We start from the raw sequence: 14,276 nt of genomic DNA, 5'->3' as shown, positions 1-14,276 counted from the left end.
CGTTTTAAAAGGCAAAAGCACCAATTAAATAAATTGATTTGAAACCAGCTTTCTGCATATCTAACGCCATCTTCTTCGTATTTCGTAATATAGTGATGCATGTTTTCTCCTATTTGCTATAAACTTGCTCTCGCGAATAATCACGACCTAAGTAGTCTTTATCACTAATAAAATCACGTAAATTACTTTGCTGATTAGATATTTGTGACTTCATTTTTGAAATCATTTCTGTATCATTCAGTTGTTCAGCAGCTGCTAATTTCTTCTTGCTATTACGAATAGCACGTTCCATGTTACGTTGCTTTTGTTGTTCATCGCCACGCTTCATAGCGTCGTCTGGATCATACTGTTTTTCAGTAACATCAGTGTTCACATCTGGATCAAACGGTGTCAAGGTGTGACTACAATTAATACCTTGTGTGCCCTGTGGCTTGCCATAGCCATGATTATATATGCTGTCATATTTTTGATTGTAGGCCTCATTGTCGCTTGTCACGACATTGACAACTTTACCCTGTATAAAAGCACAGGCACGTCTTGCTGCAATGTGAGAACTCATAATCGCTTGTCCCATGCCATAATCACGCATACGTTTTAATCGCAAGTCATTAAATGTCCTGTGTGCTGTGGCATTAACTACTAACCTTGAGTAACTTTCTAATGACCAACCATGATTACCTTTGTCAACCAGTGTAGTCTGAATACCCTTTTCAACCCACTTATAGATGTTATCTTTGACAGCTTTTTCAGGCGTTTTAAGACCACTTGTGACTTCTAGTGTTGATTGCTTAACTATGCTTTGAAATGTCTTCATAGCTGAGTTATTGTCGTAATTGGTAGTCAATAATGTTTGATTAACGTTGTTGTTAATATCAAGAAACGTTTGGCGCATAATTGAGTCCAACATATCAGCTGTATCAGCACCAACTGCAACATTCTTATTCATCGTCTTTTGTAACTGACTATCAATTTCATTGACAATTTGTAAACCATTACGCTGAATCAAGAGAGTTAATTCTGGTTCTGAAACCTTATTAGCTTTGGCCACAATTTTAATGACGTCTTTGGTCAGCGAATTCATCTTACTGAGCTGTTCAACCTGCCACATCAGCGCATTATCAGCGTTTATTTTGTCCCAATCACTACCTTTTACTGCACTTATAAGCAATTTAAAAATGTCTTGTTCCAATTTGGCGTAAATATCACTGATTTTATCGGCTTGCTGTTGCATTGAGTTTGGCGTAATCATTCATCATCGCTCCCATCATTGCCACCTAACATACTAGCTTGTTCATTAGGAATATTGTCAGTTTCAGGTGCCTCACTTTGTAGTTCAGTAAGCCACTTATCAGCATCATCTTCACTCAAGCCGTAATTACGCATCAAAAAGCGTTTCTTTGGCATGATTTGAGCCATTGCAACCTTTAAATCTTCTTCAAGTTGCTTATCTTTATCAACAAACACACCGTCATCGAAATGTAGGTTAATTTCTAATGGATTATTGACTAAATCTACTGATAACGGTGCTTCACCGTTATCAAATAGCTCTGATTTGGTAGCTAATTGCACAATAGATATGATCAGTTCTTTAATCTGCTTCTCAACCTGAGTAATGTAACTTGAACGCGTGCGATAAGTGTCGCTATTATCTGAAACAACTTCCGTTGCAGTTTTAGTGCTCTTCGTGGCGTCCGTTGACAGCGTTCCTTGCGATAACCCTATATTGTTTTCAAACTCACGTATGAATAACTGTATGGCATCACTGTATTGGTTAACACGAATATCGTTTGTCAGGTCTTCAATAATAGGCTTACCGTCTTTTGTTTTACCAACTTGCATGAACACATCGTCATCAGTATCAAATACTGGGTAACCTTGATTCGTGTCATCATTCGAGTGTGCTGCACTAGGCTTCATCAAAGAACCATCAATCGCAATCCGCCTTTTGCCTAACTTAACTTCACGATAAAATTGGTCTTGAGCTATGTTTATTGCATTGATAACATTCTTGTTATTCTCAACAATACCGATACCTAATGGACTTTCAATTGACTTATTATTCTTACCAGGTGTTTTAAAGTAGGCGAATGTCGGTCTCACAATATCACTAATAACAACTTGTTCTGGCAAATTAGCAAAGGCATCAATAGCGCTTAAATTAACCTGTTGACCTATTTCATGACTATCACTAGAACGATACAATTCATTGGTAATTGTCTCATTACTGACACCGTCAAATTCATGGAATTCTAATAGCGAATACCAAATCATCATGTTATTTTCTGACCGTGTTGTACGATTAACAATGACTGCTGACTGAATATCATTGGTATTAGACTGGAGCGGTACAAATTGATCTGCTCGTACCCAAGCTAACTTAATTTTACTATTGTCAACATATGGTCTAATTGCAAATCCACCAGTAGCAATGGCAGTTTCTAAATACTCTTCATACTTCAAGTTGAACAAATTATCCGTAAATACTTGATTAACAAAGTCATCAATCTTTTCATCTGCCACAGACACAGTAACTTGCTCATTAAATATCACTGAGGCTAACTTACGTGCTGCTTGATGAGTGATAGATAATGTTGACGGCTTACGTGATTGCTGTTGATTTAGTGTGTTAAAGAACTTGATGTTATCAAATACATCAGCATAGTAATCTAAGTCTTCTCGAATGCGTAAAATTTCGCTAGCAGGCAAATTGACACGTGGGTCATCAGTAATGTTTGCAAGTGATTTTCCAAAACCCATGCTTATTTTTCCTTTCGTAAAAAAGTTGTGTAGTTTATCTCTGATTGTCATAGTTACTCCTACCATGCAAGGTCTAGAACGTCTTCGTTATCTAAAACAAAATACTGAAAGCTGTCACATGTGTGGTCTGCTATCTTGATTACTTCTGGTTTTTCAGCATGTAATGTCTTTTCGTCCCACTGGTAGCGCTTGTGCTCTTCAATAAAGTAGTTAAGGTTGTTTTCAGTTGGCAGATAATAAAAACGATCCTGTGCAAGTAAATTTTGCACACGATCAATCATGTCTGGTTTCTTTAGTTTTGCTATCGGGTGCCAATCAATACCAAAGTCTTTGTGATATTGGTTTCTTAAGGCTGCTTCAGCACTATCCATTGTCATGTTGCTGATAGGCTTGCCGTACTTAGCATACATACGCTCTATAAACTCATGAACGTTCTTAGATAAGTCATCGGTAGCCATTTTATCAACTTTACCTTCTGGACTGTAATACCAAGTGTCTAATAAAACAACCTTACGATGATACGTCACACCATAACAACCAACAGCAGTAGCAGACACAGAATGCCCAACATCGGCAGAGAAGTATAAGTCAACAACAGCATCATCTAGCTCTTCTAAATGTTCTAGTTGTTGAAACAAGTCTATCTTATAAACGTTTGTACCAAGACCAACAGGCTCACCTAAGAATTGCCATCTGTAATAATCATAATCATTGACCTTGTACTTCTCAATATCATGCAAGTATTGGTCAGATAAAAAGTGCAATACGTCATCTAGATAAGTTGTATGAACGATTAAGAAGTCAACGTCATCTTTAACACTCTCGACCCACTCATTAATCCAGTCGTAAGGATTGCGTGGCGGGTTATACGAGAATATCGTGACAACTTGCATGCCTTTAGGCAACTTTTGACGTGTATATGATAACTGCACTGTATGTATCTCAGTGAAGTTGCTGAACTCTGTTGCTTCTTCAAACCACAACCAACGAACGTAACCTTTAGCAATCTTAAATGACTTTTGCTTACTAGGATCATCAACACCAGAAAAATAAAACCCACTGCCATTACGCCTGTCTATAATCTCCATAGGAGACGTTTTAAAGCGGAAAAACCATGACACATGTAATTCATCTAAAGCCCATTTAATTTGCTCATAGACACTACGTTTTAAGTTTCCTGCTACCTTACGATAACAAACCACATTGGCGTTTTCATCAGCCATCATACCCATCGCTAGATACATACTAATCGCACTTGATTTTGTACTTGCACGTCCACCAGATTCAATGATATTAGTTGCATTGGTTTCCCATAAGTGGTCGAAAGCTGGATTAACTAGTTTCGCTACGTTCAGCATTTGCTTTTCTCCTGTCAAAACCTATGATTTGCACATCGTCACCATCACCTATATTTTTATTCAGATACTCAAGTAGTGCTTGACGCGCTTTATTGCGATCATGCAATTCAACAACGGGTCCATCTTTGCCAATTCGCATAGCCTTAATAGGTTTGGTATCGAGTTTGTCTTTATCTTTAAACTGCAACCATGACTTATGAAACACTTCTGGGTTGTCTTCTGTGTCTAGTTTTATATCGCCATCAAAATCAACGTTCAGCATATCGTACTTACCAAAGTCTATGTAATCACCAATATCTGCTCGTGCCTCGATAACCATATCTTCCATCAAATCAAAAGCGTCCACGCCTAGTTCTTGTAGTTTAGCTTTGCGAAGACGCTTTATTTCATTTTGAATGTTATCATTTGTCAACATACGAGAACCACTTACACGTGCAGTGCTATATGGTACATCATAAACATTTATGTAGGATTGTGTGGCATTAGAAATACGAAGATACTCCAGTACAAAGGCTTTCTGCTTGTCTGTCAATTCACTGTCGCTTAGTTCATCAATGGCTTTTTCAGTTGGTTTTGTCACTGCAACGTTTTTTGCAACGCGTTGCGTTTTTGTTGCAACATTGGTAGTCCAATGTCGAGATTTCCACGAGCGAACTGTACCAACAGAAACATCATATTTTTGTGCAATATCAGCCAAACTAAATCCATCTTTATAATCTTGCTCGGCTTCTTCATACTTTTTCATGTCATCTCGGCACCTCCTTTCAATGTTGTTTACTAAATTACTGACTAAAATTAGGTGTAGCTACCTGTATTAATCCTTTAGGGTTATGCATTTCAATATAACTATCCTTAATTTTGGTTTTGTCCTTGAGTGGTTTCATGTCCGATGTGTTGAGCAAATTGCGTATCGCGCGACCATATGCTTCTCCAACCGCTACAATACCCTTGACCATACCATCTAATATTTTTTTGACAAACATATAACCATTATGCTTTATCATCTCGTGATTAGCCTTGCTCAGCTGTTTATGTCTTGGGTGTCCTTGTTGCATAGTATCTCCTTTCACTGCAAAATAAAAAGCGCCTATGCGCTTAATCTTCATTTTTATTGTCAATTGTTTTTCTTTTAACATCAACATATTGCGTTTTTCTATTGCTATCTTTTAAGTAAAGTCTAAATTTACCGTTATCATCAATATTTTCTTCAATTTGGCTTAATACATAATTTCCATTATCATCAGGTCCAAACTCCACTGAATTGATTACAGATTCAACGCTAAATCCCCTTACTACAATCGGTTCATTGGAAAGCTCAACTTTTCCCCCAGATGGTGAACAGATACCCCAGTCGGTAATTAACGCACTTGATTGTCGAGTATTTGAAAAATAAACTCTCAATTCACGCTTAGCAAATTGCAAATCGCCGTTGGTTTTTTCAGAGTACTCATATTCTTCATTTCCATATGTTCCCTGGATCGACCCAACAATATCGTGTCCCCATTGATACACATCTAAATAATACGCCGAAAACACTATCTTTGGTTTGTCTGTCCTATTATTGACTGCAAAAATTACAGCCCCACATGTACCAATAGCACCAAGCAATTCCGCCCAATTGCCAACATCTAACCCTAAAAAATGCATATCTCCAACCTCCAATAGCGTAATTATACTACTAGAAGAAAGGGATTTGGATTAAAAAATAACGTTACCTTGTGTTTTCAATACTATTCTCCTTAATTTAATGCAAAATAAAAAGCGCTTATAGCGCTTAGGTTTGAGATGTATTAGCTTTTTAGTAATGCTATAAGGGTATTTTCAATATCTATACTAGACAAACTTGCATATGTGCGAATGGTTGTAACTAAAGCCTCTGGTTTAGATAACCAAAAATCATACACAGTTTGATAGCTTTTCACATTAGATAAATCAAGTTCAGTCTTAACAAATTCGCTTGGTTTTTCTTTTGATTTATGTTTATTTGAATATTCATCATACTTACCATAGTAAACAATATATAACATTTCAATCTCAGGACGTGTGTATATATTACGGACAGCCGAAATACGTGTTTTATTTGCCTTCGATAATTTGAACGATTCATTCTTAGAATCAAGCACTCTATAAATTACTACTTTTTGATCAAATGACATACCCATATACTGTTTTTCAAAAGCAGCAGCCTTTCTGGTCCGTAAGACTTTCTCTTGTAACAACTCTTCTCTTGCAAAAATTAATAAGTTATTATCCAGTAAAACATCCAATATTGCTTGTTCTGCAGATCCTTCCGCTATTAATGCAACTAAATCATTCGCCATTTATCACCTCTTTAGTTGCCTTAATAAGAGCCATAAATGCTTTGTAATCAGGAGATGTGCCTTTTAATATATCGGCATCAAAGACTTCTGATTTTTGTATATCTTGTCTCACATCAAAATCAGAATATCTTGTCAAATCAATATTGCCATTTCTTCTTGCAACATAAATCTGATCTCCTCTATTTAAGTCATCTAAAAGCATTGAATAGTGTGTGCTAAAAATTAGAATGGCGCGTTTTTTATTGATTGTTGGGTCTGTGAAATATTGGATAAAGCTTCTGACAATCGCTTGATTAAAATGATTTTCTAGCTCATCAATAAATACAATTCCACCAGTTTGCAGAGCTCTCAAAACTTGTTGATACATAGTTATTGCTTTGGCAGTACCTGAAGATAAGTAGTATTCTATAGTGGCAAAATTGGAATCGGTAATTTCTTTTGAATTGTTTTTGAACTTTAGTCTATAAAACGATTGACCAGAATCTGATTGACCAATTTCCAAATACTCTACAGATGGGTCTAGAAATGCAAGTATTTCTTGAGGAACATGCGCCCCATTATAAATTAGGGCGTTTACGTTTGTAAATAATAATGTGTCAAAAATACCTTGGGCTTGATATTTCTCTCTAGCAAGCAACATACGAAAGATTGAATCATCAGGTGCTAATACAGACTTCAATTTATCATCTAATTGTTCTCTATCTTCCCAAACATGTGCACCATCGAAATTAAATATTTCTTTTTTTGCAGTGCTTGTAAGAGCCTTTTTGGTATAAATGGTTTCTTGACCAATTAACCAATTATCTTCTCTTTTTTCAAATATAACTTCATCCAAGAAAAGAGCGTTATTAGATCCGTAAAAATACGTATCTACTGTAATTGGTTCATCACCATATAAAACCCGACCTAGTCTGGTTTGATTAATAGATTTGTTTTGTAACAAAAGTTCTAATATTCCTAGCAGCAATTGCATGGTTGTTGTTTTACCAGTTGCGTTTCTGCCTACAATTGTCGTTATATTGTTAATCCATACACGTCCATATAGGTTTGTTAAATCATCTGCATCCTCTGTCATGACTCTTTGATCAGCAACTAAAGAAAATTCTAAATTTTCTTTTAGTAACGGATGGTTTTTAACAACCATTTTTAAAAATACTATTTTTTTATTATTCATATTTTTTTCCATGATTTTATTATAACACAAAATTCAATTTCAAACGCCTAATCTGTTTCAAACGCTATTTAACAAGATGTTATTATTCAAAAATCCACCTCATACACCCGCGATAGTTAATATTCCTATTCTCCATCACTTCGCTTTTAATCTGCACACGCGCTCGCTCATGACGAGATTCGCTTTGTGTTCTCAACATATCTGCATGTCTTTTATTCACTTCTGTAGCGTCTCTGATATATCTCAGTCGCTGTTTTGTTTGTTCGTCCATAATTTACTCCATCAAAAAAGCCCAACCTACAATGTAAGTCGGACTACTATTTATTATGTACGGTAACCCGATATGCAAAAAATTACTTGAAAGCAGCAAAATTATAACAGTCTAGGGTTGGGTTACCATTCAGCAATTATACCCAGAATTCATATTTAATTCAAACGATAATAAAAACCACTCTAGGAATTAACCTATAGTGGTTTTGTAGTGATAATTCTGTTTCAAAGAATATGGTTTAAAAATGAGAGAGTTTATTTTTAAAAATATCACGCTTTCCATCATAACAAATATTATATAACAATGCACATATTTATTATTATGTACGAGCAACAGTCAAATGTCACTCATTAAGTTGTGTTTGCGTTTCCGCAATGCTCGTATGCCAATAAAAAAAAACCAATTAAGGTGTTTTTGAAGTTAAATATTTACTAAATGACCCTTTTTATCTTTCGCAATCAAGTAATATACTGTCGCTGCGATTGCCCAAGCCCAAACAATGTGTCCCCAAAACTCTGAGAAGTGTTCTGCAAACGGCTGATTCCATGGTGCTGGCACTGTGCCAAAAGCTGGCATTAGAATAACATGCCAAACAATCCACAACACGATACCATAAGCAGCGCCTTGCCACAAACCAATATTAGACCAGTATTGTGATACAAACACATATAAAATTGAAAATGCGATAGCGAATGAAAAATGCAAAATCAACGTGAACCAAAATACCTTCTGATCTTGTGAATAGTAAACATATGATTCAACAAGCTTTTTTGGTATTCCCAGTTGCATTGCCATATGTTGTGGTGGATTGATCAAATTACGAGCAATAGTACGTGGTGGAAAAATACCCTCCCAACCAATTTTAACCATACCAGAAATCATTCCTGCAATAAAGCCATACCAAATACTTTTGACGACAATTTCTTTTACACCTGCTTGCGGCTTAGTTAAAGAAAACATAGCAATCTCCCTAATGTGAATTTTTCTACAAAGGAAAGTATAGACGTTTATCTCTAATTTGTCAATGTGACTAAATGAACTAGATGTTAAATTTTTTTACTTACAGTAATAATAAATAAAAAATCACAAACAAAATATATGCCGTAACATGTTTGAATGGTTATCCCTAATCATTTGATACTACAATATTAGCACTGCTTTTATACATAAAAAGGTATTAAAAAGCCGACTATCTCTTTTCAAACAAAATAAAAAGCACCTAGTAAAGATGCTTGATTTGCATTACTTAAATGGACCAGAATGGATAGTTACTTGTTGCTGTATATTTCCACCCGTTAAAGTATTGTAATGATAAGGGAAACTAAATTCAGAGGAATTCGCATTACTTTTGGCATTAGTTCCTGTTACTTGGTTATACACATTATTACGTTCTAAGAATTTGTATGCGTCACCACTTTTATCTAAACCTATTAAATGACTATTATTTGTTCTATAGAAAGAATTATTTTCTGACAAAACATAACTTCCTGATCCTATTTGTAAAGCATTGTACTGTTGCTGCGAAAATCCAGCACTGTTATTACCGTTGGGCTGAGTATTGTTATCAAAATAGTTGTTATACACATGTACATATCCTCTTAGCAAAGGTCGACCTTTTAAATTGGGGCCAAAATAATTATCATGCATTGTAACATGCATCTTATGGCCTCCCTGCATATATGAGTCACCCCCATTAGCACCAACAACCATTGTTAACCGCTCTGTCGCTAAATCATGCCAATCTCCAATCCAATTCCAGTTAGGATTTGGATTCATATTTAACCATTGGTTCGAAAACCAAAAACGATTATTGGATACGGTAACGTTATCAGATTGCAAACTAATAGAAAATAGATCATCACTCATATCATGAAAATCATTGTGGTCAATCCAAGCGTTGTTAATTCTTCTTAAGGATATTCCTTCATAATTAACTCCTGAACCACCTGGCTTTATGTCATTTCCTGTAAGTTTCTGCAAGTCTGATATTATGCCATTAAACGTTATATTTTTTACGACAATATTATTTATCGATTGATTTGAGGGTAACATTTCACCGTCAAATTTTAACTGAATATTAACTAGAGAAGGATTAGTACCTTTTTGTCCTTCGATGGTCGTATTATCCCATCTTTTATCTGCGAATGTAAATGTAATTGGCTTGTTACCACCATATATACTGCCAGATACAATAATATGATGTTGATTGCTGCTAAAAGCACTTTGTAGCTGAGCTAAGTTCCTAACAACAACAGCCTGTTGGCTTGAACCAATTGCGTTTGAGAATCCGCCAGTTTGAGTATCAGCAGAGACTGTTACATTGCTAAAAAAAAGGAATCCGATTCCCAAAAATAACATTTTCAGAATATTTCGTATCATAACCTATTCTCCCTATTATTCATTTTGTACTTTTAATTATACTCATTAAAAAAAAGATAGTTAAATTTTTTTAAATTATAATACTGTTGCCAAAATGTGTTTTATCTCTACTCGCCAAGATTTGGCTGTACTCTCGGAAATATGAAACTGCTGCGCTACCTTAGTCCATGTTACCGCCTTGCTTGCATAATAATACCTAACCACTTTCTGCTTTTCAGGCTCAAATGTCGCTATCCAACGTTCGATGTCTTCCTTTTGCTTCATCAGCTTTTTATAATATCCATCTTCATCAATGCGTATTCTCATGTCTTCTACAGGTCTATTGTGCTTGTTAAGCGCCTTGCCGCCACCAATATTTTCGTCAGTTGGCCCGCGATCATTTCTTATCTCATACTCGCGTTGCTTAATTTTTAATTCAAGACGACCAGAGAAGTAGTCCCGCAATATACTATCTATTCTGTCTGCCATTTTTCTCCTAATAGGTAATTTTGTGTCACGCTTTTAATTTGATACAATAGTTTTATCGAATTTTTTTTAAAAAGGACTTTTTAATGATTCCCCTACAAATAATCGACACTTTTAATTTGTTTACAACTATAGTTATCGTGACTGTGCTCGTCCTTATTTACTTTCTATATATAGGTATAAGAATAAGAAGCAGGGGCACAGTCATCACTACTTCTTTTTGCATAACTTTACAATTGTTTGTGCTAATTATTTTTAAACTATTTATATTTGGTGATTCTGCTTTCTTTTAGTCACTCACCAACCTTTCCATAATCCTTAACTACAGTTACCGTTTTGTCTGGATTCATACTCTGATACCCATCTCTCCACACATTGGCAGCGTCTAAATTGCTAAACGATTTAATCGTCTTCCCAGACACTCTGATGTCAAATTTCATGTACTACCTCCATTTCATATATTTCTAACCTAGGGTTCACCTTGTCTACATAGAAGTCATGGTCGAACCCTTTTATATTTTTCACGTTGTCATTGTCCAAGAACACGCACTTGCCAATCTGTGCTTTCTGCATACCATCAAAGATGAACTTCTGTGTAAACGTCCAGTTATCTGGGTCTATCCGTCTGTCTGGTAAATACCAATCAAACTTTAACTTCGTTGGCCACGAGAATGATACGTCATCAGTAATCGCTTGTAAGAAAACGTTTCTGGCATAGGCAGTAGCCGTCTTTTTTAGTTTCGCAGCGATAAAACGATTTTTGCGTTCAGCTTCAATGTATTTATTGAGCGTAAACTGCCTTAGTATATTTGGATCTAATATCACCTTATTCATCTATGCCATCACACCTCCCTGTCCTTTATATTTAATCTATGAACCTTAGCAATGCGCTCATCTATCTTTATGCCCTTGATATGGTACTTACTTAAAAACGTTTCAATGCCCAATGAATGCGCTTCATTATGGTGTATTCTGCATAACTGCACTGCTCTATGTTTCAAGTGATTCGTCTTGCGTCTATCTACACCTTGACCAATCGTGTCTAAATGATGCAGGTCACTTGGCTTTTTACCGCATATCACACAACACTTGTTCATCAGACAAGCATATTCGAAATGTGCAACATCTTCTGGTTCTAATGCATCTAGTGGCTTAAAGCTCAATGGCACATTATGTTCTGCTACGAAGTCCAACATAAATGTAATTAAGCCGGCTGCAACTGATTTTTCAACATCTCGTAAGGAGAACTCGTCCAAATCTTTCCACTGTTCAAACCACATTTTAAAAAGTTGCTTCACATATTCTGGCAAGTCACCAGACCAGCTAGAAATATCTCTAAATAATGCATATATGAATTTCCTTTGTTGCGCACTTATCTCACGATCATCTCTTACTTGGATTTCAACCAGCGTCTGTTTAAATAATTGAAACGTGGATAAAAACTGATTTGCTGATTCTTCGTCTCTGAATCTAAATATGATTTCATTACCAGCTTTTTGTGTTGGATATGCCTGAAACTCTTTCATGACATCACCAATCAGAATGGCAAGTCATCATCTGAAATGTCAATTTCTGTTTTTCCCGATGCTGCAAAAGGATTAGGTGACTGCTTTGTGTTCTGTCCGGCGAATGGATCCACGTTGTCTAAATTTCTTTGTGTCTGTGTCGCAGCTTTTGGCTCTAATAAATCAAAGTTACTAACTACCAACTCATTCACATAGACTTTTTGGCCACTGTTGTTTTCATAGTTGCGCGTTTGCCATTCGCCACCTAGACCAACCTGTGAGCCTTTGTGTGTGAAGTTAGCTAGATTTTCAGCCGCCTTGTCCCAGATAACAAAGTTGATAAAGTCAGCTTGGCGCTCACCATTAGCGCTTTTAAAACGGCGATTAACTGCGATTGAACCACTTCCAACTGCTTTTCCTGATTGTGTATATCTAACTTCAATGTCCTTTGATAAACGACCGATTAAATTAACTTGGTTCATTTGCTTTCTCCTCTGCTTTCTGATGCCATTCCGTCACTTTTGCAAGTAATGGTTTGTAATTCTCTTCTGTAACGAAATCCAAAGCTGTGACGTTTGCCGCTTTCAATGTAAATGCCATCATTTCTTGGCCACTCAATTCAGATGTTTCTTCAATCAATTTTTCTAGCAGTAAAATTTTTTCTTTCGATATCAGTTTTGGTTGAGATGGTTTGCGATTTGATACGCCTGCACTATTTCCGTCATCATCAACATCACTTGCAATACCAAATGCCATAGATAAGCTATACCGTCTGGCATACGTCAATGCTGAGCCCTCTGCTTGAGCCGAGTTCGTCCCCCTATTTCCGAGGTCGTCTGCTACTTTTGACCCAGACAAATCTAATGTGTCCCCGTATCCGATAATACGAGTAATCATAATGCCGTCTTGCACAATATTAGTAAAAAAGAATTTTGCCCCCGATGACTTTCGCGCATTAACTATTGCATTAATAACTGCATCTAATGTCACATAACTCGACTTAAACATTGGGTTGCTAGCGTCTTTTTTCGGCTGTTCAATATGATTTTGAGTTTCAGCCAACGCTTCATAAAGATTTTTGAATTCAGTCATTTTTCACCCCTGAAAGCAATATTATTTGATTTCATATAATCTGCTAATTGGTTCAGTTGCGCACTCGTTGCTTCGATGATGTATAGTGTCCTGTTATATGTTTTTTCAGGAACAGGCTGCGTATTTTGAATAATCTCACCTGTTTCTTCGTCAACTTTTTTATTACCTGTAGATTTTGCGTTCTCAATTTTTTCTTGCTCTTTTCGAGCTTCCATCTCAGCAATCGCTTTTTCAGCTTCTTCCCGTTTTCTTTTGCGCTCCACATCGCCGTCAATGTCACCCATAATCTGTGCAAGAGTCTTAAAATCTAGTGAATGAATGTAGCCTCTGGATCAAATCCTTTACTCTCTGCATAATTTTTTACAGCTGCAGCGTTTGCAATTTTTAACTCTTTTTCAGAAACTAACCGTGATAATTCTGGTTCGATAAATTCATCGATAAATTTTTGCTTCGGCTTAGTACCGTTAAAATTACCCTTGATTAAATGCTTGTCATTAAATTCTGTAATCGTTTCAATGCCCAGTTCTTTTGCTCTAGCATCAACATAAGTTTTTAAGCCGTCTAATCGTTTCTGCTTTTCAGCTTCATCAAACACTTTGACATCCGAATCGATTGCATCAGCTGCTGATTTAGCTTTCTTTTCAAAGCTGATCGCTATTTCAGCCACATCTTCAAACGGTTTCAATAGTTCTGCCTTGATTTTGCTACGCCATGCTGCTGACTCTTTTGCCGCATTACGTAATTCTGCTCTGGCTTTTTTTGATCCAGTTAATGTTTCATCAGTAACGATAAAGTTGTTATTTCTTTGAATAATTTGTTCAAAGTCACTTTTGAACTGGTCTACATTTTTGAAATTAATTTGGCCATCTTTTACGTCTACTTTTGGTTGTGCTAGTTCATTTATCATTTGCCTTATTCCTCATTTCTTGATATTCTTGAAGTGTTATCAGTCCA

17 protein-coding genes are annotated in these 14,276 nt (G+C 36.1%); all 17 read right to left on the bottom strand.

The window, feature by feature from the left end:
* Window positions 1-109 precede the first annotated feature (109 nt).
* The 17 genes from C5L21_RS04650 to C5L21_RS04565 all read right to left on the bottom strand — a co-directional run bounded on the left by C5L21_RS04650 (window position 110) and on the right by C5L21_RS04565 (window position 14,229).
* On the bottom strand, window positions 110-1,249 hold the full coding sequence (locus C5L21_RS04650; protein WP_133286119.1) for a phage minor capsid protein: 1,140 nt from the start codon (window positions 1,247-1,249) through the stop codon (window positions 110-112).
* Entirely contained in the window at window positions 1,246-2,757 is a 1,512-nt protein-coding gene (locus C5L21_RS04645) for a phage portal protein (protein ID WP_133286118.1), read from the bottom strand. Before C5L21_RS04645 ends, C5L21_RS04650 begins: the two co-directional genes overlap by 4 nt.
* 59 nt (window positions 2,758-2,816) lie before the next feature.
* Window positions 2,817-4,115, bottom strand: a complete 1,299-nt coding sequence (locus C5L21_RS04640; RefSeq protein WP_133286117.1) for a PBSX family phage terminase large subunit — start codon at window positions 4,113-4,115, stop codon at window positions 2,817-2,819.
* Entirely contained in the window at window positions 4,090-4,860 is a 771-nt protein-coding gene (locus C5L21_RS04635) for a terminase small subunit (RefSeq protein ID WP_133286116.1), read from the bottom strand. The genes C5L21_RS04640 and C5L21_RS04635 overlap by 26 nt, the downstream gene beginning before the upstream one ends.
* Before the next feature lie 37 nt (window positions 4,861-4,897).
* Complete coding sequence (locus C5L21_RS04630; RefSeq protein ID WP_133286115.1) at window positions 4,898-5,170, bottom strand: hypothetical protein; 273 nt, start codon at window positions 5,168-5,170, stop codon at window positions 4,898-4,900.
* A gap of 40 nt (window positions 5,171-5,210) precedes the next feature.
* Window positions 5,211-5,762 (bottom strand): hypothetical protein, encoded by a 552-nt coding sequence (locus C5L21_RS04625; protein ID WP_133286114.1) that lies wholly within the window; start codon window positions 5,760-5,762, stop codon window positions 5,211-5,213.
* A gap of 143 nt (window positions 5,763-5,905) precedes the next feature.
* Window positions 5,906-6,436, bottom strand: coding sequence for a hypothetical protein (locus tag C5L21_RS04620; RefSeq protein ID WP_133286113.1), 531 nt, complete (start codon window positions 6,434-6,436; stop codon window positions 5,906-5,908).
* Entirely contained in the window at window positions 6,426-7,622 is a 1,197-nt protein-coding gene (locus C5L21_RS04615) for an AAA family ATPase (protein WP_241652872.1), read from the bottom strand. Before C5L21_RS04615 ends, C5L21_RS04620 begins: the two co-directional genes overlap by 11 nt.
* Before the next feature lie 679 nt (window positions 7,623-8,301).
* The gene (locus C5L21_RS04605; RefSeq protein WP_133286111.1) at window positions 8,302-8,841 is read right to left on the bottom strand and encodes a YagU family protein; all 540 of its coding nucleotides are present in this window, start codon (window positions 8,839-8,841) and stop codon (window positions 8,302-8,304) included.
* A gap of 282 nt (window positions 8,842-9,123) precedes the next feature.
* Window positions 9,124-10,260 (bottom strand): pectate lyase family protein, encoded by a 1,137-nt coding sequence (locus tag C5L21_RS04600; protein ID WP_133286110.1) that lies wholly within the window; start codon window positions 10,258-10,260, stop codon window positions 9,124-9,126.
* Window positions 10,261-10,335: 75 nt separating this feature from the next.
* Window positions 10,336-10,728 carry a DUF722 domain-containing protein gene (locus C5L21_RS04595; protein WP_133286109.1) on the bottom strand — a complete coding sequence of 131 codons (393 nt, stop codon included), beginning with the start codon at window positions 10,726-10,728 and terminating at the stop codon, window positions 10,336-10,338.
* Between the two features lie 426 nt (window positions 10,729-11,154).
* Window positions 11,155-11,559: a dTDP-glucose pyrophosphorylase gene (locus tag C5L21_RS04590; RefSeq protein ID WP_133286108.1), complete on the bottom strand. Its 405-nt coding sequence runs from the start codon at window positions 11,557-11,559 to the stop codon at window positions 11,155-11,157.
* A gap of 8 nt (window positions 11,560-11,567) precedes the next feature.
* A complete protein-coding gene (locus C5L21_RS04585) occupies window positions 11,568-12,251 on the bottom strand; it encodes a putative HNHc nuclease (RefSeq protein WP_133286107.1) in 684 nt (227 codons plus the stop codon).
* 11 nt (window positions 12,252-12,262) lie between these two features.
* The gene (ssb, locus tag C5L21_RS04580; RefSeq protein WP_133286106.1) at window positions 12,263-12,712 is read right to left on the bottom strand and encodes a single-stranded DNA-binding protein; all 450 of its coding nucleotides are present in this window, start codon (window positions 12,710-12,712) and stop codon (window positions 12,263-12,265) included.
* Window positions 12,699-13,322, bottom strand: a complete 624-nt coding sequence (locus C5L21_RS04575; RefSeq protein WP_133286105.1) for an ERF family protein — start codon at window positions 13,320-13,322, stop codon at window positions 12,699-12,701. The genes ssb and C5L21_RS04575 overlap by 14 nt, the downstream gene beginning before the upstream one ends.
* Entirely contained in the window at window positions 13,319-13,606 is a 288-nt protein-coding gene (locus tag C5L21_RS04570) for a hypothetical protein (RefSeq protein WP_133286104.1), read from the bottom strand. The genes C5L21_RS04575 and C5L21_RS04570 overlap by 4 nt, the downstream gene beginning before the upstream one ends.
* A 23-nt stretch (window positions 13,607-13,629) precedes the next feature.
* Window positions 13,630-14,229, bottom strand: a complete 600-nt coding sequence (locus C5L21_RS04565) for a DUF1351 domain-containing protein (protein WP_133286103.1) — start codon at window positions 14,227-14,229, stop codon at window positions 13,630-13,632.
* Between the last annotated feature and the right edge of the window lie 47 nt (window positions 14,230-14,276).

Origin of the sequence: Leuconostoc citreum, assembly GCF_004354555.1 — a bacterium.
Taxonomy (GTDB): domain Bacteria; phylum Bacillota; class Bacilli; order Lactobacillales; family Lactobacillaceae; genus Leuconostoc; species Leuconostoc citreum.
This window is presented reverse-complemented; position numbering and strand designations above follow the sequence as displayed.